The 21,056-nt window shown below is 62.5% G+C and carries 20 protein-coding genes; 8 read left to right on the top strand and 12 right to left on the bottom strand.

Features of this window, described 5'->3' with window-relative positions:
* Positions 1-208 precede the first annotated feature (208 nt).
* From BLW22_RS17935 to BLW22_RS17920, 4 genes are read right to left on the bottom strand one after another with little or no spacing between them, the layout of a single operon-like run.
* Complete coding sequence (locus BLW22_RS17935; protein ID WP_074847179.1) at positions 209-1,453, bottom strand: efflux RND transporter periplasmic adaptor subunit; 1,245 nt, start codon at positions 1,451-1,453, stop codon at positions 209-211.
* Entirely contained in the window at positions 1,443-2,921 is a 1,479-nt protein-coding gene (locus tag BLW22_RS17930; protein ID WP_065927049.1) for a TolC family protein, read from the bottom strand. The genes BLW22_RS17935 and BLW22_RS17930 overlap by 11 nt, the downstream gene beginning before the upstream one ends.
* Entirely contained in the window at positions 2,914-4,113 is a 1,200-nt protein-coding gene (locus BLW22_RS17925; protein ID WP_065948361.1) for an ABC transporter permease, read from the bottom strand. The genes BLW22_RS17930 and BLW22_RS17925 overlap by 8 nt, the downstream gene beginning before the upstream one ends.
* Complete coding sequence (locus BLW22_RS17920; protein WP_065948360.1) at positions 4,110-4,814, bottom strand: ABC transporter ATP-binding protein; 705 nt, start codon at positions 4,812-4,814, stop codon at positions 4,110-4,112. The genes BLW22_RS17925 and BLW22_RS17920 overlap by 4 nt, the downstream gene beginning before the upstream one ends.
* A gap of 362 nt (positions 4,815-5,176) precedes the next feature.
* Here BLW22_RS17920 and BLW22_RS17915 point away from each other — a divergent pair, with 362 nt between their 5' ends.
* Positions 5,177-5,929 carry a TetR/AcrR family transcriptional regulator gene (locus BLW22_RS17915; protein ID WP_065927052.1) on the top strand — a complete coding sequence of 251 codons (753 nt, stop codon included), beginning with the start codon at positions 5,177-5,179 and terminating at the stop codon, positions 5,927-5,929.
* A gap of 166 nt (positions 5,930-6,095) precedes the next feature.
* On the opposite strand, the gene BLW22_RS17910 is transcribed toward BLW22_RS17915, so the two are convergent.
* A complete protein-coding gene (locus BLW22_RS17910; protein ID WP_065927053.1) occupies positions 6,096-7,157 on the bottom strand; it encodes an FUSC family protein in 1,062 nt (353 codons plus the stop codon).
* 90 nt (positions 7,158-7,247) lie between these two features.
* Positions 7,248-8,864, bottom strand: a complete 1,617-nt coding sequence (locus BLW22_RS17905; RefSeq protein WP_074847178.1) for an NADP-dependent glyceraldehyde-3-phosphate dehydrogenase — start codon at positions 8,862-8,864, stop codon at positions 7,248-7,250.
* A gap of 151 nt (positions 8,865-9,015) precedes the next feature.
* Between BLW22_RS17905 and BLW22_RS17900 the strand changes: the two genes are divergently transcribed.
* The 3 genes from BLW22_RS17900 (at position 9,016) to BLW22_RS17890 (ending at position 12,556) form a co-directional block, all read left to right on the top strand.
* A complete protein-coding gene (locus BLW22_RS17900) occupies positions 9,016-9,879 on the top strand; it encodes a Dyp-type peroxidase (protein ID WP_065927055.1) in 864 nt (287 codons plus the stop codon).
* Between the two features lie 118 nt (positions 9,880-9,997).
* Positions 9,998-11,365 carry an MFS transporter gene (locus BLW22_RS17895; RefSeq protein ID WP_065927056.1) on the top strand — a complete coding sequence of 456 codons (1,368 nt, stop codon included), beginning with the start codon at positions 9,998-10,000 and terminating at the stop codon, positions 11,363-11,365.
* Positions 11,366-11,422: 57 nt separating this feature from the next.
* Entirely contained in the window at positions 11,423-12,556 is a 1,134-nt protein-coding gene (locus BLW22_RS17890; protein ID WP_065927057.1) for an MFS transporter, read from the top strand.
* Between the two features lies 1 nt (position 12,557).
* Here the strand turns inward: BLW22_RS17890 and BLW22_RS17885 are convergent, their stop codons facing one another.
* Positions 12,558-13,079, bottom strand: a complete 522-nt coding sequence (locus tag BLW22_RS17885; RefSeq protein WP_065927058.1) for a DUF3087 domain-containing protein — start codon at positions 13,077-13,079, stop codon at positions 12,558-12,560.
* A 135-nt stretch (positions 13,080-13,214) separates the two neighbouring features.
* Here BLW22_RS17885 and BLW22_RS17880 point away from each other — a divergent pair, with 135 nt between their 5' ends.
* Both BLW22_RS17880 and BLW22_RS17875 read left to right on the top strand, forming a co-directional pair.
* Positions 13,215-13,394: a hypothetical protein gene (locus tag BLW22_RS17880; protein WP_027606318.1), complete on the top strand. Its 180-nt coding sequence runs from the start codon at positions 13,215-13,217 to the stop codon at positions 13,392-13,394.
* A 12-nt stretch (positions 13,395-13,406) separates the two neighbouring features.
* Entirely contained in the window at positions 13,407-13,607 is a 201-nt protein-coding gene (locus BLW22_RS17875) for a DUF6021 family protein (protein WP_027606319.1), read from the top strand.
* A 32-nt stretch (positions 13,608-13,639) separates the two neighbouring features.
* On the opposite strand, the gene BLW22_RS17870 is transcribed toward BLW22_RS17875, so the two are convergent.
* Positions 13,640-13,876, bottom strand: coding sequence for a DUF6555 family protein (locus BLW22_RS17870; protein ID WP_027606320.1), 237 nt, complete (start codon positions 13,874-13,876; stop codon positions 13,640-13,642).
* Between the two features lie 120 nt (positions 13,877-13,996).
* Between BLW22_RS17870 and BLW22_RS17865 the strand changes: the two genes are divergently transcribed.
* Positions 13,997-14,836 (top strand): arylamine N-acetyltransferase family protein, encoded by an 840-nt coding sequence (locus BLW22_RS17865; protein WP_065927060.1) that lies wholly within the window; start codon positions 13,997-13,999, stop codon positions 14,834-14,836.
* 123 nt (positions 14,837-14,959) lie between these two features.
* On the top strand, positions 14,960-15,712 hold the full coding sequence (locus tag BLW22_RS17860) for an outer membrane beta-barrel protein (protein WP_065927061.1): 753 nt from the start codon (positions 14,960-14,962) through the stop codon (positions 15,710-15,712).
* 124 nt (positions 15,713-15,836) lie between these two features.
* Here the strand turns inward: BLW22_RS17860 and nuoN are convergent, their stop codons facing one another.
* The 4 genes from nuoN to nuoK are packed head-to-tail and all read right to left on the bottom strand — an operon-like array spanning position 15,837 to position 21,054.
* On the bottom strand, positions 15,837-17,300 hold the full coding sequence (gene nuoN / locus BLW22_RS17855; RefSeq protein WP_003174731.1) for an NADH-quinone oxidoreductase subunit NuoN: 1,464 nt from the start codon (positions 17,298-17,300) through the stop codon (positions 15,837-15,839).
* A gap of 7 nt (positions 17,301-17,307) precedes the next feature.
* Positions 17,308-18,840, bottom strand: coding sequence for an NADH-quinone oxidoreductase subunit M (gene nuoM, locus BLW22_RS17850; RefSeq protein WP_074847177.1), 1,533 nt, complete (start codon positions 18,838-18,840; stop codon positions 17,308-17,310).
* A 55-nt stretch (positions 18,841-18,895) separates the two neighbouring features.
* Complete coding sequence (gene nuoL / locus BLW22_RS17845; protein WP_074847176.1) at positions 18,896-20,749, bottom strand: NADH-quinone oxidoreductase subunit L; 1,854 nt, start codon at positions 20,747-20,749, stop codon at positions 18,896-18,898.
* Entirely contained in the window at positions 20,746-21,054 is a 309-nt protein-coding gene (gene nuoK / locus BLW22_RS17840) for an NADH-quinone oxidoreductase subunit NuoK (protein ID WP_003174727.1), read from the bottom strand. The genes nuoL and nuoK overlap by 4 nt, the downstream gene beginning before the upstream one ends.
* Positions 21,055-21,056 lie beyond the last annotated feature (2 nt).

The raw sequence follows: 21,056 nt of genomic DNA, 5'->3' as shown, positions 1-21,056 counted from the left end.
AGCGAGCTTGCTCGCGAAAAACTCACAGGCGCCGCGTTCATTCAGGAAGCACGCGTTATCGTTGACGTTTTTCGCGAGCAAGCTCGCTCCTACAGGAGGCGATGTACGCTTAACTGACAGGCATGCCACAACAGCCCTCTCTGCCGGGCGTTCAGCGTTGAGCCAACGTTTTGTAGAAACCTATGCCCCTCCCACAGGGGATCTTCATTTATCTTGAGGTCTTTACGAAGCCGGGTTTTAGGCCGAATACTTCCACCCCCTGCGGCGTCGATTGCCCGGTAGTCACCTTCACCCGCTCCACCGGCTTATCCATCGCTTCTCGATACTCCACCGTCCTATCCGCCTGGATTGCCTCGCTCGGAATCACCATCGCCTGCGCATTGTTGTAAGTGACGATGGTCAACCGCGCACTCATCCCCAGCCGCACCCGCTGCAACTGTTGCGGGGTCAGTTTGGGGATCGACAACGTCACCGGAAACTGCGCGCTGCCCTGGCTGTCGCCGGCAATCGCCAAGCCGCTGACCACACTCACCGAGCCGCTCAGCCGTTCGCCGTCAAAACCATCGCCCAGCACTTCCACCGCCTGGCCCTGGTGCAGTTGGTTGATGTCCAGCTCAGAGACCTTGGCGACGATTTTCAGCCGCTCGATATTGGCCAGGCCGAACAGCACCTGGCCCTGGCTGACCCTGCTGCCGGCCTGAATGGGCGCGTTCGTGTTGCCGCCGCCTGGGGGCCCATTATTGCCGGGCGCGGGCACGACGATGCCGGAGAACGGCGCCTTGATCTCCTTGCCCGCTAGCAACGTGCGCAGGGCCTCGTATTTCACCGTGGCGTTGGTCAGTTCCATGTCGGCGATCTGGCGGTACTCGCCCTTGCCCTGGTCGAGGGCCTGTTGCAGTTCGCTGCGGGCGGAGGCGAGGTCCAGTTGCTGTTGCTGGGCCTGTTGCTTGAGGTCGTCCAGCTCATTGCGCGGGATGATGCCGCGCTTGAACAGGTTTTCGCTTTCGGTGAGTTTGCGTTGGGTATTGCCGGCGGTCATTTCGGCAGTGCGCAGGCTGCGGCGCGCACGGCTGACGGTGGGGCCGCTGTCCCAGTCCTGCAGCTCCTGCACGGCGCGGCGGGCCTTGAGCTGGGCGGAGAGGGCGTCGCGCAACTGCACTTCAAGGGTGGCCGGGTCCATGCGCAGCAGGACCTGGCCAGCCTCGACCCGCTGGCCTTGCTCCACCAGATTGGCCTGCACGTTGCCGTCGAACGGCGCCGTGAGGGTGAGGGTGGTGTCGGGTTCGATCTTGCCCACCAGGCCGATCTGGTGCACCAGCGGGTCGGGCTTGACGGCCAGCCATTGCTCGCCGGTGGTAGCCGGGCCTTCGGCCGGGCTGCGCAGGACCAGCCCGGCGCCGGCCAGCAGCACGATCAATACAGCGCCCAGCAGGCCTTTGTGTTTAATAGTCATTGAGGGCGATTTCCCAACTTTCCAGCGTCATGCCCAGGGTCAAGTCGAGCTGGGTCTGGGCGTTCAAATAAGCGATCAGGGCGTTGAGCTGCGCGTTTTCGGCATTGCGCAGGTCGGTCTCGAAACTCAGCACCTGGAAGTTGGTGGAGCGCCCGGCGCTGAGTTTCTCGCGTTCGATCTCGATCTTGCGCCGCGACAACTCCACCGCGCGCTGGGAGATTTCATACTGGCGCCAGCGGGTGCCGAGGTCGCGTACCACGTCGTTGACGTTGCGTTCCAGTTCCTGGCGTGCGTCGGTGATGCGGATCTCCTGGTCCTCCACGTTGACCCGCGCGCGCACTTCGGCCTGGCGCGTGCTGATGTCGCCGATGGGGATCTGCACCTGCACCCCGGCGTAGCTGTCCCAGGTGCGGTTGTTGGTGCTGCCGGCATCGTTATTGTAGGCGTCGCGTATCTGGTTCGCGCCGGCCACCAGGTCCACCTGCCAGCGCCCGGAGTCCTTGGCGATCACCAGGTTGAGGTCGGCCTGCTGGCTGCCGAGCAGGGCGGCGAGGTATTCCGGTTGCTGGGTCTGCGCCAGGTTGAAAGCCTGGCGTTTGTCGATCTGCATGGGCTTGGCCTCCAGGGCTTCGGTGGCGCGAATCGGCGTGGACAGGTCCAGGGCCAGCAGGCGCAGCAAGGCCAGGCGGTTGGTGTCGAGCTGGTTCTGCGCTTCTTCGACGCCCAGTTGCTGGGTGGCGATGTCGGCTTCGGTCTGCACGATTTCGAATTCGGCCATGCGCCCGGCGCTGATCAAGGCCTTGTTCACCTCCAGCAAGGTGCCGGAGCGCTTGAGGGCGTCCTGCACGATGCTCAGTTGCTCCTGGGCCCGCAGCAGTTCGCGGTAGGTGGCGATGATCTGGCTGATGGTCTGCGCCACGGTCGCCTTGAGGTTCAGGCGGTTGGCCTGCTCCGACAGGCGCGACAGGCGCAACGGTGCGGTGGTGGCGTCCCAGCCGGCGCCGCGCATCAACGGCTGGATGATCGCCAGGTCGAGGCCGTCGCTGCGGTAGCGCCCGGCGCGGTCGGCGTTGTTCAGCTGCTGGGTCCAGGCCATGCTCAGGCGAGTGCCGTATTCACTGAGCAAGCTGGTGGCCGGCGCCACGTTGGCATTGCGCGCACTGTCCTGAGAGCCGCGGGTACTGCGGTAATAACTGTTGAGGGTGAGCTTGGGGTTGAACACGTCTTCGGCGACGCGCAGGTCGAACTTCTGCGCCACCCGTTGCAGGTAGGCGCTGCGGATCGCCGGGTTGTTGCGCAGGCCCAGGTACACGGCGTCACCCAGGGTCATGGTGGTGACCTGGGCATTCAAGGACACGCCCCGGTCGTAACCGCTGCGCGTGCTGCTGGGGGCCGACGGCTTGATGACCACCTCGGCGGCCATGCCGTGCAGGCTGATCAACACGAGCAACCCCAGCCATTTACTCATCGCGCAAGGCCTCCACCGGCTGCAACCGTGAGGCCGATACCGCCGGGTAGATGCCAAAGAACAAGCCCACCAGCAACGTACTGCCCACCCCCAGGGGCAGGGCGGCGACGGCCAGGTCGAATAGCCAGCCCGACAGCCAGGCATAGAGCCAGGCGGCGGTCATGCCAAGTACCGCACCGCACAGCGCGCCGACGGCGGTGAGGGTGACGGCTTCGAGCAGGAACAGGTTGCGGATGTCGCGCTGGCGAGCGCCCAGGGCCATGCGAATGCCGATCTCACGACGGCGCTCCGACACGTTCATCAGCATCACATTCATCACGCCTACACCGCCGCCGACCAGGGAAATGGCGCCGAGGGCCAGCAGCAGGTAGGCGAAGGTGCGGCTTTGCCGGGTCATGCCGTCGATCATTTGCTGGGGCACCTGGATGTCGACAGTGTGGTCGGTGAGCTGGGCCTGCAAGGCGCTGGCGGCTTCCCTGGCAATGTGTTCCATGTCCTGGCCGGGCGCGGCGCGGATAATTACATTGCCGATCTGCGGCATGGCATGGATGCGGCGCATGCCTTCGGCGGGAATGAACAACGACTCGTTGGCCTGTACCGGCATCAGCATTGCCCTGGGCTGGTTCTGCAGAATGCCCACCACCAGGAACAGGTAGTCGTTGATGCGCACGCGGTCGCCCAGTTGCAGCGGATCGCCCGGCGCGCCGAGGGCCTGGGCCAGCTGGTCACCGATCACGCCATAGGTTTCGTTGGCGTCGAAGCTAGACAGGAAGCGCCCCTGCCGTACCACCAGGCGCATCGCTGCCTGGATGTCCGGTGTGCTGCCGACGAGGTTGGCGTTGGTGGTGCGGCCATGGAACACGATGGGCCCGCTGAACAAGGTCAGCGCGCCGATATGGGCGATGCCCGGCACGGCCTGGCGCACGGCATCCAGGTCGAGCCTCGCAGGCGCGGGCACCGTGCTGTTGCCCTTGGGCGGGAACTGGGCGACCAGGGTGTCGGTGCCCATGTCCTTGAAAATCATCGCGGCATCCACCGCGGCGTTATGGCCGATATTGATCAGCGCCACCACTGACGAACTGCCGATGACGATGCCCAGCAGGGCCAGCACCGAGCGCTTGCCCAGGGTGCGCAGGCTGACGAAGGCTTCATGCAGCAGTTGGCTGAAGCTCTGTTCGACCCGCAGGCTCATAGGCGCCCGGCCTCGTGCACTAGGCCGTTGCGCACCAGGATCTTGCGCTCCAGGCGTTCGGCGATATGCGGGTCGTGGGTGACGATGATCAGCGTGACCTGTTGCTCGCGGTTCAATGCCAGCAGCAGGTCCATGATGTCCTGGGCGGTGCTGCTGTCGAGGTTGCCGGTGGGCTCGTCGGCCAGGATCACCGACGGCTTGCCCACCAATGCACGGGCAATCGCCACACGTTGGCGCTGGCCGCCGGAGAGGTCGGCGGGGCGATGGTGGGCGCGCTCCGCCAGCCCGACCTGTTCGAGCATGCGCAGGGCCTGCGCCACCGATTCATGCCGCGATACACCGCGGTAGCTCAGGGGCAGGGCGACGTTGTCCAGGGCGCTGAGGCGCGGCAGCAGGTTGAAGCTCTGGAACACAAAGCCGATCTGCTGGTTGCGGATCGCCGCCAGTTCGTCCGGGGATGCACTGAAAATATCGTGGCCGGCAAAGTGGTACTGGCCGCAATTGGGCAGGTCCAGCAGGCCGAGGATATTGAGCAGGGTGCTTTTGCCTGAGCCCGAGGCGCCGAGGATGCCGCAGCTGTCACCGCGCTCGATGGACAGGCACACCTCTTTGAGAATGGTCAGTTCCTGCCCGGCGAGCTGATAGCGCTTGCCGATGCCTTGCAGGGAAATCAAGCCTGGGTGCGCGGGGGTATCTGTCATCGTGACTACGCCTGCAGTCTCGACGCTGCCGTCATGCGCCCTTTGTAAATCTTTGTAACAAGTTCGGGGGCTATCTGGTTCGCGTCACGGACTGGTTTTATTTCTTGTTTTTAAAATATTGTTTGAATACTAACCGTGTTCCCGGTGCTTCGCCAGCCGTGGATGTAGAGCGGTTTTACGCTTTGAAAAGATTTCCCTCGCCGGTACGGGGGTCTACCGAAAGGTCCCTGGCTTGCCTGAGAATCCCCATGGGCAAAGGCTTTGGATAGTATGGCGGTGTGTCACTACTTGCTTTCGACCGGCCACACCGGTATAAAAAATCAAATTATTTTTTAAAACAATATTTCCGCCGTGGAACCCTTATGGTCGCGAAGAAACTCAGCGCTCCAAACGTTACCAAGACTCGATTGCTGGATGCGACAGAGGCTCTCTTCATCAAATACGGCTATGACGCCGTGCTGCTGCGGCAGATTACCGAGCGCGCCCAGGTGAACCTGGCTGCGGTGAACTACCACTTCGGGGACAAGGACTCCCTGATGAAGACCCTGCTGATGCAACGCCTGGAGCCGCTCAACGAGCAGCGCCTGGAATTGCTGGCGCGCTGTGAGGCCGAATCCGACGGCCCCCTCGACTGCGACACCTTGCTCGGCGTGCTCTTCGCCCCGGCCATGGGCCTGGAACGCAGCGACCCGGCGAGTGGGGAAGGGCGTTCGTTCATCCGTTTCCTTGGGCGGGTGTACAGCGACACCTCGCCGTTTATCCAGGAATACCTCAAGGTGCATTACCAGCCGGTGTTCCAACGCTTCTTCGAAGCCTTCGCCCTGGCCTTGCCGGACTTGCCGCGCAATGAGCTGGGGGTGCGCCTGCAATTTGCCCTCAAGGCGATTTCCGGGGTCATGGCCGGTACCGAACTGCGCCTGCTGATGAACTCCATGAGCCTGGGCCGCCCGGCGACGGATGCCGAGGTGATGGCCAAGCTGATCACCCTGGTCTCGGCGGCGATTCGTGTGCCGCAGCAAAGCCCGGAAGCCGAACACGCGCTGGCCAAGGTGCTGGATACCCAGCGTGCCATTCGTGAACAGGCGACAGCGCCGGCCGCCAAGGCCTCGCGCTGAGAAATCCCAGGCAAAAAAAAGCCCGCTGGGGCGGCGGGCTTGATGTGCAACGTTTGTAACGGATGAGGCTTCACCCTACGTCCCGGGATGTGAATAAAACGTGAAAAATATGTAAGAGAAAGTGTGAAAGTGTTGATGTGAGTAAACCGGTCAACGGGCCACCTTTCTAGATCTTCCAGCGCCCGGCGCTTTTAGCCAGGCGTTGGCGCATCGCGTCCACATTCGCCGCCAGTTGCACGGTCAACAATCGATACCCATCCAGCGCGCTGTAAACCGGCGCATCCAGGCTGGGCTCGCCGCCGCTGACAGGGCTGGGGCGCTCCAGCCGCTCCGTAACCCCCGACTTCAATGCCCGCGCCATCCCCACCAACTGCACGCGAATCTGCCGATGCTCGGCTTTCAACATCACTTGCATGCGCGCCATCGCCTGTTCGTCTCGAGGGTCCGGGCGGGTGTTGCCGAGAATCTCCAGGGTGCTGATGCACATGCGCAGGTGGCGTTGGATCGCGTCCAGCTCGGTCATGGAGATGCGCACCTCCTTGGACACCGACGGCATCAGCGAGCGCAATTGCAGCATTGCCGCATTCAGGCGGTTGAGCAGCTTCAGGTGTTCATCGTCGGTGACCGACTGGCCATTGATGATCCGGCTGTAGATCTGGGCGCAATCACGCAAGGCGCTGGCCAGGTTGTAGCGCCAGGAATACACGGCATACAGCGGCAGGGCGAAGGAAAACGCCAACGCCAAGGCAATGCCGATCAGGATATCCACGGTGCGCCACAGCCCGTCCGACAACGGGTTGTCACCGTGCCCCGCGACGATAAACACCGTGATCGCGGACAACAGCGCCGTGTACCCGCCCTTGCCGATGGCGTGATAGGAAAAGAACCCGCACACCACCGACATCAGCAGGTAGGTGAGCAACGGCTGGCCGACATACGCCTCCTGCACCACCAGCAGCAAACCGACGCTGGCACCGATCAGCGTGCCATAGGCGCGCTCAACGGCCTTCTTGCCGATATTGCCGTGGTGTTGCAAACCGCCGATCACCACCAGCATGGTCACCGATGCCCATTCACCATGGGGCAGGTTGATGCCGGTGGTCAGCAGGATCGTCGCCAGCAAGCCGATGGATACGCGCACGGCGTGGATCAGTTTGGCGTGGCGATAGCGGCGGTAGGGGTCGAGCAAGGGGCGCAGCAGGCGCCGGGCGAAGAGTGGCAGGTTCATCGGTAATTAAAGTGGCCTCGGTTTTGGATATGTACACAATCCAAATGTGGGAGGGGGCGGTCCCCTCCCACATTGCGATCGGCATTGTGCTTAGAAGATATAGTCGGTGGTCAGGAAGCTTGAGTCACGGTTACGCAGGATATCGCTGACCAGCGCCTTGTTGCTGTCCTGGAACTTGGTCGCCACCAGGGTGCGGATCGAAAACACGCGCAGCGCATCATGTACCGACAGCGTGCCTTCGGCCGAGTTCTTGCGCCCGTTGAACGGGAAAGTGTCCGGGCCGCGCTGGCATTGGGCGTTGATATTGATGCGGCCGACCTGGTTGGCGAAGGTGTCCACCAGGCGTCCGACTTCCACGGCGTTGGTGCCGAAAATACTCAATTGCTGGCCGAAGTCCGAGTCGAGTACGTACTCGATCACCGTCTCCAGATCGCGGTAGGGCACGATGGGCACCACCGGGCCGAATTGTTCCTCGTGGTACACGCGCATCTGCGGGGTCACCGGGTACAGCACCGCCGGATAGAAGAACGAACCAAGATGGGTACCGCCATTGGCATTCACCACGTGGGCGCCGTGTTGTTGGGCATCGGCCACCAGGTCGTTGAGGTAATCCACCTTGCCGACTTCCGGCAGCGGTGTCAGTGAAACCCCGTCTTCCCAGGGCATGCCGGGTTTGAGGGTCTCCAGCTTGCGGTTGAATTTCTCGATAAAGCTATCGACCACGTCCTCATGCACAAACAGGATTTTCAACGCGGTGCAGCGCTGGCCGTTGAAGGACAACGAACCGGTGACAGCCTCGCTGACGGCGTTGTCCAGGTCCACCTCGGGCAGCACGATGCCGGGGTTTTTCGCATCCAGGCCCAGGGCCGCACGCAGGCGGTGCGGCTTGGGGTGCAGCTTTTTCAAGTCGCTGGCGGCCTTGTTGGTGCCGATAAAGGCAAAGATGTCGATCTTGCCGCTGGCCATCAACGCACTGACGGTTTCGCGGCCGCTGCCGTAGATCACGTTGATCACCCCGGCCGGGAAGCTGTCGCGGAAGGCTTCCAGCAACGGACGGATCAGCAGCACACCGAGTTTGGCCGGCTTGAACACCACGGTATTGCCCATGATCAGCGCCGGGATCAGCGTGGTAAACGTCTCGTTGAGCGGGTAGTTGTAGGGGCCCATGCACAGCGCCACGCCCAGGGGCACGCGGCGGATTTGCCCGAGGGTGTCCTGTTCCAGCTCGAAGCGGCTGCTGCGGCGGTCGAGTTCCTTGAGGGCATTGATGGTGTCGGTGATGTAGTCGCAGGTGCGGTCGAATTCTTTCTGCGAGTCCTTGAGGTTCTTACCGATCTCCCACATCAGCAGGGTGACCACTGCGTCGCGCTGTTCGCGCATACGTCGCAAAAACGCCTCGACGTGCTGGATACGCTCCACCACGCGCATCGTCGGCCATTCACCCTGGCCACGATCATAAGCGCGCACGGCGGCATCGAGGGCGGTGAGGGCGGTGTCGGCGTCCAGCAACGGCGTGCTGCCGATCACCACGCGGCGGTCGCCCAATTGCACCGGGCTCTGCACCTGGGCCAAGGGGCCGTTCCACACCTGCAACTGGCCATCCACCAGGTAGTCACGCTGTTCGATGGGCGCCGCCAGGCGGTATTGCTCGGGAATATCGGCGACGCTGGTGGGAAACAGCTGGGCGAGCAGGTTGCTGGTGGTCATGGCACTACCCCTGAAATAGTTGCAAAACATGACGAGAGAGTCACCCAACACAGGGCTCTATGGCAAGGCTTGTGCGCGTTGCACTACACACCGGGGCGTGTCGCCTGCTCTTCGAGATAGTAGACTGCGCGCCTTTCTTGAAGGAGTTCACATGAGTCAGTACCAGCCGGGCATTCTTGCCGCACCGGTGCCTTTGCAGGCACGCCATCTGTTTTTTGCCGTGGACACCCTGGCAGCCGTGCCCGCTGCGCTGGACGCGCTGGTGCAGTTGGCCGATTCGGCGGCAGTGGTCGGATTTGGCGAGCCGCTGGTCAACGCGCTGGGTGCAACGATTGATGGTTTGCGCAGCTTTCCTGCCGTGAGCGCACCGGGTGCGCACAACCCGTCCACCCAGCAGGCACTGTGGGTGTGGCTGCATGGCGTCGATCGCGGTGAGTTGCTGCTGCGCAGTCGCGCTTTCGAGAAGGCCCTGGCCCCGGCGTTTCGCCTGGTGCAGTCGATCGAAGGCTTCCGCTACAAGACCGGCTTCGACCTCACCGACTACGAAGACGGCACCGAAAACCCCCACGACGACGCTGCCGTTGAAGCCGCCCTGACCGACAGCGGTGCCAGCTTCGCCGCGATCCAGCAATGGCAGCACGACCTCGATGGCTTCGCCGCGTTGCCCGCCCAGGAGCGCGACCACATCATCGGCCGCCGCCATGGCGACAACGAAGAGCTGGAAGACGCTCCCGAATCCGCCCACACCAAACGTACCGCCCAGGAAAGCTTCACCCCGGAAGCCTTCGTGGTGCGCCGCTCCATGCCCTGGGCCGAAAATGGCCAGGCCGGGTTGATGTTCCTCGCATTCGGCCATTCCTTCGATGCGTTCGAAGCCCAACTGCGCCGCATGAGCGGGTTGGAGGACGGGATTGTCGATGGCCTGTATCGCATCAGCACGCCGTTGACCGGTGGTTACTACTGGTGTCCGCCGACCCTCGGTGGGCGCCTGGACCTGAGTGCACTGGCAGGCTGATCGCCTTTACCTGTGGCGCGTGGCTGAACATGAAAATTCGGACAGCCACGCAATCCCCCACTGAAAAAATCCCCGGCTGCCCTTAATCTAGACACCTTTGCCACTGTGCGGATTGTTCATGTCTTCTATTGCCGATGGGCTGCCCCTCAATAAACGCCTGCCGGCCGTGATCGCGATCTCCCTGGGGATCGGCATGGCGACCCTGGACACGGCCATCGTCAACACGGCTTTGCCGACCCTGGCCGAAGGGATTGGCACCGATTCCGCCTCGGTGATCTGGGTGGTCAATGCCTACCAGTTGGCGATTATCGCCACGGTCCTGCCGTTTGCGTCCCTCAGCGATGTGCTCGGGCACCGCCGCGTGTATCTCGGCGGGTTGCTGCTGTTTATCGTCTCGTCGCTGTTTTGCGGGCTGGCCGGCTCGCTGGTCAGCCTGACCGCCGCCCGTGTGGTGCAGGGGCTGGGGGCGGCGGCGATCATGAGCGTCAATACGGCGTTGCTGCGACATATCTACCCGTCAAAAATGCTCGGGCGTGGCCTGGGCTATAACTCGCTGGTGGTGGGACTGGCCTTTACCCTGGGGCCCACGGCGGCGTCGGCGATTCTGTCGGTGGCGACCTGGCACTGGCTGTACCTGATCAATGTGCCGTTGGGGCTGTTGGCCCTGGGATTGGGCCTGCGTTCATTGCCGACCCTGCCGATGGCCGGGCATGCCTTCGACCGCCTCGCGGCTGCACTGTGTGCCGGATTGTTCGCCTTGCTGGTGCTGGGGCTGGGCACGGCGGTGCATGGTGCGCAGGGGGCGTTGACCCTGGGCTTGATTGCGGTGGCGCTGCTGTGTGGCGCGTTGCTGCTGCGCCGACAGGCCGGTCACCCGGCGCCGATGCTGGCGTTGGATCTGTTCAAGCGGCCAGTGTTTGCCTTGTCTTCCTTGACGGCGATCTGCGCCTTCAGCGCCCAGGGCCTGGCCTTTGTGTCGCTGCCCTTTCTGTTGCAGGCGGTGTTGGGGCATAGCCAGGTGGAAACCGGGTTCCTGATGACACCGTGGCCGGCGGTCGTGGCGGTGATGGCGTTGGTCGCCGGGCGCCTGGCTGACCGTGTGTCCCTGGGCCTGCTGTGCGGTATCGGGCTGTTGATGTTGAGTGTGGGCATGGCCGCGTTGGCGACCTTGGGCCACGGCGCGTCGGCCTTCGATATCGGCTGGCGCATGGCGTTGTGCGGTGCCGGTTTCGGCTTCTTCCAGTCGCCCAACCTCAAGGCCTTGATGACCAGTGCGCCGTTGGCGCGCAGCGGTGGGGCCAGCGGCATCGTGGCGATTTCGCGGTTGCTGGGGCAGACGCTGGGGGCGTCGTTGGTGGCGCTGTGTTTCCACCTGTCCCTGGGCAATGGCCCGCTGTATGCGCTGTGGCTGGGTTGCGTGTTTGCGCTGGTGGGCGCCGTGGCCAGTGGCCTGCGTTTGCTGCCCTACGGGAAAAAGCCGTTGTAAAACCTGCGGTGGGAGGGCTACCGTGGCGACCTGAATATTTCGGGATGTTTCAGATTTATGTCCAGCCTGGCCCTCCGCACTGCCGATACCCATTCCCGCCGCGCTGCGTTGACCCTGGCCTTATGCCTGCCCAGTGACGTGTTGCTCTATCTGCTGCTGCCCATGGAGTCCCAGGCCTTCGGCATCACGCTCGCCCAGGCCGGGGTGTTGCTGGCGGCCAACCGCCTGGTGCGGATTTTCGGCTATCGGCATGTGTTGAATTTCTACGCGCGCAACGGTGATCGCCTGACCTGCATGATTGCCGCCGGGGCTGCAACGCTTTGCGCCTTGGGTAATTCGGTGCTGTCGGGCTTTGCCGCGTTGTTGGGGCTGCGGCTGGTGTGGGGCCTGTGTTTTGCCGCGTTGAACCTGTCGACTCAGGTATTGGCAACCTCCGAACCGGAGGGCGCCGCGCGCCGGGCCGGGCGTTCGCGGGCCTTGATCGCCTGGGGGCCGATGCTGGCGTTGCCGTTCGGTGGCTGGCTGACGCTGTGGGCCGGGCCGCGTCCGATCTTTGTGATCCTCGCCGGCTGTTGCCTGGTGGGGCTGTGGATGGCGCGCGGCCTGCCCAGCGCCGGGCATGATTTGCACAGCACCCCGGGGCGCCGTTTCAAGTGGCCCGACAGCGTGGCGCTGTGGTCGTTTATCGAAGGCGTGGCGCTGGACGGACTGTTTATTTTCGGCCTGTCGATCCAGGCGCAGAAGCTGCTCGGCGGTAATGCGGTGCTGATCGCCGGCGGCTTGATGGCCCTGCGTTATGTCTCGGAAATGCTCCTGAGCCCCCTGGGAGGTCACGCCGCCCAGCGCTTTGGCGCGACCTCGATGTTGTTGCTGTTTTCGTTCCTGAGTGCCTTGGCCTTGACGGCGTTCGGCAGCTATTGGGTGATTGTCGGCGCGGCGGCGGTGTTGGTGCTGCGCGCGTTGCAACTGCCCCTGGTGACCACCCTGGTCGCCGAGCGCAACCCCGGTTCGCTGCGGGTGTCGGCCCTGGCGTCGAATGCGGTATGGCGTGACATCGGTGCGGGCCTCGGGCCACTGCTGGCAGGCCTGCTGTTGCCGGTGGCCTCGGCACCCCTGGTGTTTGGCGTGGCGGGTGCGGCGATTGCGGTGAGTGCGTTGTTCTGCTGGCGCACCCGTGTGGCAGCAGACTGACTTACGTGCGTTTCAATCCTTCCAGCCAGGCGGGATCAAAGCGGGTTTGTTCGGTGTCGATCCCCAGTGCCAGCATCGTGTTCTTATGCGCGTCCATTTCACCGACCAACTGCGCCTGGGCACTGGAGTTGGCGTCCAGGGCGTGCATCTGCGTCAGCCCCAGGTGATAGAAACGCAGTATCTTCATGGCCGTCGGATCATTCGCCTGCACACGCTCGGTGACGGTGTGCATCACGTTGGTCACGCGCATCAGGGTGCGCTTGAGCTGCCAGCCATACACGGCCGGTGCCAGCCACGGTTGGGTGCGGAACGGGCCGCGCAGCAGGGCGACCGTTATCAACACCCCGGCGAATACGCCACCGACATTAAAGCGGAAGTTGTCACCGCCGGGTTCGCCGAACAGCATCACCGCCAGGCTCGACAGCAGCATGGCCAGGGCCACGAACAGCACGGCCACGATCAGCGTGCTGCGGCGCGTCTGTTGGCGGTAGGTGACGGGGTCGCAGGGTTTGAGCTCGAACATCCGGTCCAGGTCTCCAGGGCGGGTAGGGGGGAAGGCATCTTCTCATGGTCAGCGGTCAGTGGTGGGGCAATCAAGTTGAACCATGATCTGGGGCAGTTTCTCTAAACCGGTGTAGTCCCTTTGAGGTCAACCACCATGCCCGAATACAAGCAGCCACCGCCCGGAACCCCCGACCCTGACCGCACGCCCGGTGAAGAGGAGCGCGACAACGATGCCTTGCGCCCCAATGACCCGAAAGAGCGTGACGCCCAGGATGATGTGGAGCGCGTCGAAGACGACCTGGAAAACCTCCACGACAAAGCTCGCCCGCTATAACAGGAGACCATGATGAATAAGCGCTCGGATGGACCGCCCTCCAATGAACACGCCAGCGGCAAGGATGAGCTGGGATTTGATCCGGACTCGCCCGATGTGGCTGATCCGCAGGTTGATCCCATCGGTCCGGCCATCGCCCCTCTGGATAAAAAGGCCAAGGACGACGGGAAAAAAAAGCCGCCCTACGATCCGTTGGGCGACTTGAAGAAATGAGCTGGGCCCCGCCAATGAGCGGGGCTTTTTGTTTATCTGGGCGGCATCCAGGTGACGTCGGTAATGCCGTACTTCTCGGCCCACGGGCGCGTGGTTTTTTTCACTTGCTCATGGCCGACCCGGCCGATACGGCTCACATGCGCAATGTCAGCGTCAACGGCTGCCCAGTGCCAGGCCTCGGCGTTGTTCATCACTTCGGCACGCACCACAAAGGACTTCGGTTGACCGTGCAGTTGGTAGTGGATGGTGTAGATTTTTGCGGTACTCATGTTGCCTCCCTGTCTTGTTATAGATGGATAGGGAACGGTCTAAAAAGGTTCACTCAAAATGACAATCTGCATGCTTGCGCGGCATAGTGACGCATTCCTCCCGCGCCCAAGGATCGCGCCATGACCCTCCTGAACCACAGCCGCCTGTACCTGCAACGCTTGGGTTACGACTCGCCACCACCGCCCACCCTGCAGACCCTGCGGGATTTGCAACTGCGTCATGTGTGCACCTTCGCCTTCGAAAGCCTGTCGACCCTGCTGCGCCTGCCGGTGCCGATCGACTTGCCCAGCGTCGAGCAGAAAGTCCTGTTCGATGGGCGGGGTGGGTATTGCTATGAGTTGAACCAGATGTTCCTGGCGCTGTTGCAGGAACTGGGGTTCGAGGCGCGCGGCATTACCGGGCGGGTTGTGATGGGTGGTCCGCCGGACGCACGTACGGCGCGCACCCATCGCCTGAGCCTGGTGACCCTGGACGGCGTGCGCTACATCACCGACGTCGGCTTTGGTGGCATGGTGCCCAGCAGTCCGTTGCAGTTGGACACGCAGGCCGTGCAGGCCACGGCCCATGAGCCGTATCGCCTGACACTCAATGAGCAGGAGGGCAGCTACACGTTGTGGGCCGAGGTCGCGGGGGAGTGGCGTGGCTTGTATGTGTTCGACCTGCAAGTGCAGGCAGACATCGACTACGAAATCGGTAACTGGTACGTCTCGACCCATCCAGGTTCGCCGTTCCTGGGCCAATTGAAAGTCGCACGCCTGGCAGCGGGCGAACGCCACACCTTGAACAACGCCCACTATGGGATTCACTACCTGGATCGGCCGAGTGACAAGCGTGTGATCCAGAGCGCCGACGAGCTGCTGGACGTACTGGGCACTACCTTTGGGATTCGCGTGCCGGTTCACCCTCAGCTTGATTCAACCCTTGAGGGCTTGGTAATGGCTGCACGCCAGGAGTATTGATCTAGAGCCATCGCTGAACCGTTTTACCTCCAAGTGGGGGCAAATTTTTTCGAACCTTTGGTGCCAGCCTGGGTTCGAAGCGTTTCCTGAATAATTTGCCCACCAGACAAGGAGATGTAAACGATGTCCAAACTATTCGCAAACCTCCTCAAGCATTCCTCACTGCTGGCGCTGGTCGCCGCGCCAGCAGTGGCGTTCGCCGCACCGTCCACTGACCCGATTTCTACCTTTGGGATTCTGGGCAGCTACAACGACTTCAAGCTCGAAGGCGGTAGTGAAAGTGATAAGGACCACATGCCCGAAGCCGGTCTTTTCTACAACTTCGGCAACAAGCTCACCGCCGAGTCGGGCTTTATCTACCAGGCAGGTGTGGAAGCCAAGTACGGTAAAAAGAGTGATAACAAACTCAAGGAAGGCCAGGCCGACCTGGATCTCGGCTGGCGTGCCGCGCTGGATGCGCGCAACTTCGTCGACGTGATCGTTGGCGGCGGTTACAGCTGGACCCGCTATGAGCTGGACTCGAACGACTACGACATGGAACTCACCAACAAGTCGCCGTTCGCCAAGGCAGCCCTGGGCTACAACCATCAGTTCGATGACATGACGCTGCGTTTCGAAGCCGGTGCGCGTCGCACCATTGATGGTCGTACCAAGCTCAAGGTGGACGGCGTGGGCAGCGACACCGTAGACCTCAAGGACCGCACTAACCCGTATGCGGAAGTCAGCCTGCTGATGAACCAGAAGGGCGACCTGCCGGTGATGGCGGGCCTTTACTACACCCGCACCGAATACAAGCTCGACGGTGATTCCGAAGTGGCCGATAACACTCGGCTCAAGCGGGATGAGTACGGGGTCAAGCTAGGCATCGCGTTCTGACGCGGTTGCAATGTAAAACGCCCCGAACATTCGGGGCGTTTTTTTGGGCTGTTGCAGGTCAGCCCAGAACGCAAAAACGGCGCCCTGGGGCGCCGTTTCTGTTGATTCGCATACCGCTAAGGGATCAAACCCCCAGCACCGCGTGCTGCACCAGGGTCAGCAACGGTTGTGGGTACACGCCGAGGAAGAAGGCGAGCAGGGCGATAGCCAGCAGCATCACGCCACCGGCTTTCTGTTCCCAGTGCAGCTCAGCATCCACACGGCGCAGGTTTGGCTCGATCAGGTACAGGGTGACCATCACGCGCAGGTAGTAGAACACGCCGATGGCACTGCCCAGCACCAGGGACGCAACCAGCCACCACTCGTGGGCTTCGACACCGGTCGCGACGATGTAGAACTTGCCGATAAAGCCCGCGGTCAGCGGGATACCGGCCAGGGACAGCATCATCACGGTGAGTACGGCGGTCAGGTACGGACGGCGCCAGAACAGGCCGCGGTATTCGTACAGGGCGTCGGCGTCACGGCCCTTGTAAGGCGAGGACATCAGGGTGATCACGCCGAACGCGCCGAGGCTGGTGATCACGTAGGTGACCAGGTACACGCCGATGGCTTCCACGGCCAGGCCTTTGCTCGCCACCAGGGCGATCAACAGGTAGCCGAAGTGGGCGATGGACGAGTAACCCAGCAGACGCTTGAGGTTGTTCTGGGTCAGCGCCAGCAGGTTGCCGAACAGGATCGACGCGATGGCGATCACGGTCAACACGTTGCTCAGCACGCCGGTGTTGGCGGCAGGCGAGATCTGGAACAGACGCACCATCACCGCAAACACAGCGACCTTGGACGCGGTCGCCAGGAACGCCGCCACCGGCGCCGGGGCGCCTTCGTACACGTCCGGGGTCCACAGGTGGAACGGCACCAGCGACAGCTTGAACGCCAGGCCGATCAGCATCATCGCCAGGCCCAGTTGGGCAATCGGCGCGGGGCTGTTGGTGGCGGCCAGGGCGTGACCGATACCGGTGAAGCTCAGGCTGCCGGCTTCGGCGTAGAGCAGGGCCATACCGAACAACAGGAACGCGGAACCGGCGGCCGACAGCACCATGTACTTGATGCCGGCTTCCAGGGAACGCTTGTTGAAGAAGGCGTAGGCCACCAGGCCGTAGGTCGGGATCGACAGCAGTTCCAGGCCGATGAACAAGCCGGCCAGGTGCTGCGCGCTGACCAGCACGATACCGCCGGCCGCAGCCAGCAGGATCAGCAGGTACAGCTCTTCGCGGTTGCCCGGGTAGCCGGTGCCGCCTTCGCCGAGGTAGGCGTGGGCGAGGGTGACGCAGGCGAGGGTGGCGACGAGGATCAGCGCGATATACAGCAGCGCGAAGTCATCGACCATCATCAGCGGGGTCACCGCCAGTGGCGCGACCTTGAGTGCCGGGATAATCGACAGCAAGGCCAGGTTCAAACCGGCGCAGGACAGCAGGAACGTTTGTGAGTGATTGCGGCGCCAGGCGATCGCCAGCATCACCACCACGATGGTGAGGCTGGTGATCAGCAGCGGCGCAAGCGCGATAAAGTGTTGGATCGTGAATTCCATAGCGCTCTTACCGGGCCGAAGCGAGTTGAGAGAAGGCGGTGCCGAACCACTGCTGCACGCCATGCATCGTCGCGGCAGAAATGTCCAGGAACGGTTGCGGGTACACGCCGATGTAGATCAGCAATACCGCAAGGCCGAGCACCATGATCAGTTCGCGAGCATCCATCCCTTTCAGGACGGCGTCGGACTTGGCCGGGCCGAAGTAGGCGCGGTGGATCATGATCAGCGAGTAGACCGAACCGAATACCAGGCCGGAGGTAGCAATGGCGCTGATCCACGGTGTTTGCACGAAGGCACCCATCAGGATCAGGAACTCGCCGATGAAGTTACCGGTACCCGGCAAGCCCAGGGAAGCGGCGGCGAAGAACAGGCTGATCGCCGGCAGGTACGCAATGCGCGACCACACGCCGCCCATCTCACGCATGTCACGGGTGTGCAGGCGCTCGTACAACTGGCCACTCAGGATAAACAGTGCCGCGGCCGAGACACCGTGGGCCAACATCTGGATCACCGCACCTTGCAACGCCAGCTGGCTGCCGGAGTAGATGCCGATCAGTACGAAGCCCATGTGGGAAACGGACGAGAAGGCAATCAGACGCTTGATGTCGGTTTGGGCGAATGCGAGGAATGCACCGTAGAAGATCCCGATCAGGCCGAGGGTCATGGCAATCGGCGCGAACTCGGCCGAGGCGTTCGGGAACAGCGGCAGGGCGAAACGCAGCAGGCCGTAGGCCGCCGTCTTCAGCAGGATACCGGCCAGGTCCACGGAACCGGCGGTCGGCGCCTGGGCGTGAGCGTCAGGCAGCCAGGAGTGGAACGGCACCACCGGCAGCTTCACCGCGAAGGCGATGAAGAAGCCCAGCATCAGGATGTACTCGGTGGTCAGGGACATCTTGGTTTTCAACAGGTCGGCGTAGTTGAAGGTAATCACGCCAGTCGAGTTGAAGTTGACCAGTACCAGGCCCAGGATCGCCACCAACATGATCAGGCCGGAAGCCTGGGTGAAGATGAAGAACTTGGTCGCCGCGTAGATCCGGGTTTTCTTGCCGTCCGAAGAACTGTGACCCCAGAGCGCGATGAGGAAGTACATCGGCACCAGCATCATCTCCCAGAAGAAGAAGAACATGAACAGGTCGAGGGCGAGGAACACGCCGACAACGCCGCCCAGGATCCACATCAGGTTCAGGTGGAAGAAGCCCACGTGACGCTGGATCTCTTTCCAGGAGCAGAGTACCGAGAGGATACCCAGCAGGCCGGTCAGCAGGATCATCAACAGCGACAGGCCGTCGAGGGCCAGGTGCACGTTGATGCCGAAGCGCTGGATCCACACGTGCTTGAATTCAAGCGCGAACGTTGGATCGACACCCGGTGCCGGAGCGAATGAATAGTCGCCATGGGCCCACAGCCAGAGGCCGAGTGCGAGTTCCAGGGACATGGTCAGCAACGCAATCCAGCGGGGGAGGGTGGCGCCGAAGCGTTCACCCATCCAGCAGAGCAGGCCGCCGATAAAGGGGATCAGGATTAGCCAGGGCAGAATCATGACGGGCTCGTTTCCTTTCGCAAGTTCGCAAAGTACGCAGTGCACTTAAACATAGTCAGGCCGCTACCACGACGATGGCGCCGATCACCAGCACGGCACCAGCAGCCATGGAAGCCGCATACCAACGCAACTGGCCGGTCTCGGTACGGCTCAGGGCGGTGTGACCGCCTTTGGCCGCGCGCGGGATCAAACCGATGGTCTGGTCGAGCGGGTCTTTACGCAGTACATGACTGATGGCCAGGTAGGGCTTGACGAACAGTTTGTCGTAGAGCCAGTCGAAGCCCCAGGCGGCGAACCACCAGGCCGAGAGGAAACGGCCGATGCCACTGTTGGCCACGGCGGTCACGAAGCGACGCTTGCCGAGGAACAGCAGGGCCGCCAGCAGGATGCCGGCGATGGCAATGGCGCCCGAGGCGATTTCCAGACTGTGCTTGGCGGCGCCGCCGGCATGGCCGGCGCTTTCCGGCAGTACACCGGCCAGTGGCGGGGTGATCAGCGCGCCGATGAAGGTCGACAGGATGATCAGCACCGACAGTGGCAGCCAGTGGGAGATGCCATGGCCTGCGTGGGCTTCGGTCTTGGCTTCACCGTGGAAGGTGATGAAGATCAGGCGGAAGGTGTACAGCGAGGTCATGAACGCACCCACCAGGCCTGCGTACAGCAGGTTCTGGTTACCGCTGGCAAAGGCTTCCCAGAGGATTTCGTCCTTGGAGTAGAAACCGGCGGTCACCAGCGGCAGGGCGGCCAGGGCGGCACCACCGACGATGAAGCTGGCGTAGGCCAGTGGCAGTTTCTTCCACAGGCCGCCCATCTTGAAGATGTTCTGCTCGTGGTGGCAGGCCAGGATCACCGCACCGGAGGCCAGGAACAGCAGGGCCTTGAAGAAGGCGTGGGTCATCAGGTGGAAGATCGCCGCGTCCCAGGCGCCGACGCCCAGGGCCAGGAACATGTAGCCAATCTGGCTCATGGTCGAGTAGGCGAGGATCCGCTTGATGTCGGTCTGCACCAGCGCGGCGAAGCCGGCCAGTACCAGGGTCACGCCGCCGACGATGCCCACCAGGTGCAGGATGTCCGGCGCCAGGGTGAACAGGCCGTGGGTACGGGCGATCAGGTAGACACCGGCGGTAACCATGGTTGCGGCGTGGATCAGTGCCGACACCGGGGTAGGACCGGCCATGGCATCCGCCAGCCAGGTCTGCAGCGGCAGTTGCGCGGATTTACCCACGGCGCCGCCCAGCAGCATCAGGGTCGCCAGGGTGATCCAGAAGTCGCCGACCTGGAATTTCTGCGGTGCCAGCACCAGCAGTTCCTGGATGTTCAGCGTGCCCACCTGTTGGAACAGGATGAACAGGCCGATGGCCATGAACACGTCGCCGATACGGGTGACGATAAACGCCTTGAGTGCCGCGTTACCGTTGTTGCGGTTGCTGTAGTAGAAACCGATCAACAGGTACGAGCACAGGCCCACGCCCTCCCAGCCGAAGTACAGGAACAACAGGTTATCGCCGAGCACCAGGAACAGCATGCTGGCGATAAACAGGTTGGTGTACGAGAAGAAGCGCGAGTAGCCCGCTTCACCGCGCATGTACCAGGACGCGAACAGGTGGATCAGGAAGCCCACGCCCACCACCACGCCAAGCATGGTGATCGACAGACCATCGACGTAGAGGGCGAAGTTGGGCTTGAAGCCTTCCACCGACATCCACTGCCACAGCACCAGGGTGTAGTGGCCGCCTTCCGGCGGTGCCACGTTGAATTGCCAGATGACGTAGGCGGCAACGATGGCCGACAGGCCAATGGAGCCCACACCGATCAGGGCCGAAAGGTTTTCCGACCAGCGTCCGCGAGAGAACGACAGCAGCAGGAAACCGATCAGGGGAAATACGAAAGTCAGAAAGATCATGTTCATCCGCGCATCTCACTGGCAGCGTCGATATCAAGCGTGTGGAAGCGACGATACAGTTGCAGCAGGATCGCCAGGCCGATACTGGCCTCGGCGGCTGCCAGGCTGATCACCAGGATGAACATGACTTGTCCATCCGGCTGGCCCCAACGTGCACCTGCAACGATGAACGCCAGTGCCGCAGCGTTCATCATGATTTCCAGGCTCATCAACACGAACAGAATGTTACGGCGAACCATCAGGCCGACCAGGCCAAGGCAGAACAGGATGCCGGCGACCGCCAGACCATGCTCCAAAGGGATAGCAGGCATCG

The organism is Pseudomonas marginalis, from assembly GCF_900105325.1.
GTDB classification, from domain to species: Bacteria; Pseudomonadota; Gammaproteobacteria; order Pseudomonadales; family Pseudomonadaceae; genus Aquipseudomonas; species Aquipseudomonas marginalis.
Note: the sequence above shows the minus strand (reverse complement) of the source record. Positions and strands in the feature narration are given on the sequence as shown.

Bases quoted from the DNA above. Each gene is read 5' to 3' on its own strand.
- BLW22_RS17935 (WP_074847179.1), bottom strand. From the start codon at position 1,453: ATGACTATTAAACACAAAGGCCTGCTGGGCGCTGTATTGATCGTGCTG.
- BLW22_RS17930 (WP_065927049.1), bottom strand. From the start codon at position 2,921: ATGAGTAAATGGCTGGGGTTGCTCGTGTTGATCAGCCTGCACGGCATG.
- BLW22_RS17925 (WP_065948361.1), bottom strand. From the start codon at position 4,113: ATGAGCCTGCGGGTCGAACAGAGCTTCAGCCAACTGCTGCATGAAGCC.
- BLW22_RS17920 (WP_065948360.1), bottom strand. From the start codon at position 4,814: ATGACAGATACCCCCGCGCACCCAGGCTTGATTTCCCTGCAAGGCATC.
- BLW22_RS17915 (WP_065927052.1), top strand. From the start codon at position 5,177: ATGGTCGCGAAGAAACTCAGCGCTCCAAACGTTACCAAGACTCGATTG.
- BLW22_RS17910 (WP_065927053.1), bottom strand. From the start codon at position 7,157: ATGAACCTGCCACTCTTCGCCCGGCGCCTGCTGCGCCCCTTGCTCGAC.
- BLW22_RS17905 (WP_074847178.1), bottom strand. From the start codon at position 8,864: ATGACCACCAGCAACCTGCTCGCCCAGCTGTTTCCCACCAGCGTCGCC.
- BLW22_RS17900 (WP_065927055.1), top strand. From the start codon at position 9,016: ATGAGTCAGTACCAGCCGGGCATTCTTGCCGCACCGGTGCCTTTGCAG.
- BLW22_RS17895 (WP_065927056.1), top strand. From the start codon at position 9,998: ATGTCTTCTATTGCCGATGGGCTGCCCCTCAATAAACGCCTGCCGGCC.
- BLW22_RS17890 (WP_065927057.1), top strand. From the start codon at position 11,423: ATGTCCAGCCTGGCCCTCCGCACTGCCGATACCCATTCCCGCCGCGCT.
- BLW22_RS17885 (WP_065927058.1), bottom strand. From the start codon at position 13,079: ATGTTCGAGCTCAAACCCTGCGACCCCGTCACCTACCGCCAACAGACG.
- BLW22_RS17880 (WP_027606318.1), top strand. From the start codon at position 13,215: ATGCCCGAATACAAGCAGCCACCGCCCGGAACCCCCGACCCTGACCGC.
- BLW22_RS17875 (WP_027606319.1), top strand. From the start codon at position 13,407: ATGAATAAGCGCTCGGATGGACCGCCCTCCAATGAACACGCCAGCGGC.
- BLW22_RS17870 (WP_027606320.1), bottom strand. From the start codon at position 13,876: ATGAGTACCGCAAAAATCTACACCATCCACTACCAACTGCACGGTCAA.
- BLW22_RS17865 (WP_065927060.1), top strand. From the start codon at position 13,997: ATGACCCTCCTGAACCACAGCCGCCTGTACCTGCAACGCTTGGGTTAC.
- BLW22_RS17860 (WP_065927061.1), top strand. From the start codon at position 14,960: ATGTCCAAACTATTCGCAAACCTCCTCAAGCATTCCTCACTGCTGGCG.
- nuoN (WP_003174731.1), bottom strand. From the start codon at position 17,300: ATGGAATTCACGATCCAACACTTTATCGCGCTTGCGCCGCTGCTGATC.
- nuoM (WP_074847177.1), bottom strand. From the start codon at position 18,840: ATGATTCTGCCCTGGCTAATCCTGATCCCCTTTATCGGCGGCCTGCTC.
- nuoL (WP_074847176.1), bottom strand. From the start codon at position 20,749: ATGAACATGATCTTTCTGACTTTCGTATTTCCCCTGATCGGTTTCCTG.
- nuoK (WP_003174727.1), bottom strand. From the start codon at position 21,054: ATGCCTGCTATCCCTTTGGAGCATGGTCTGGCGGTCGCCGGCATCCTG.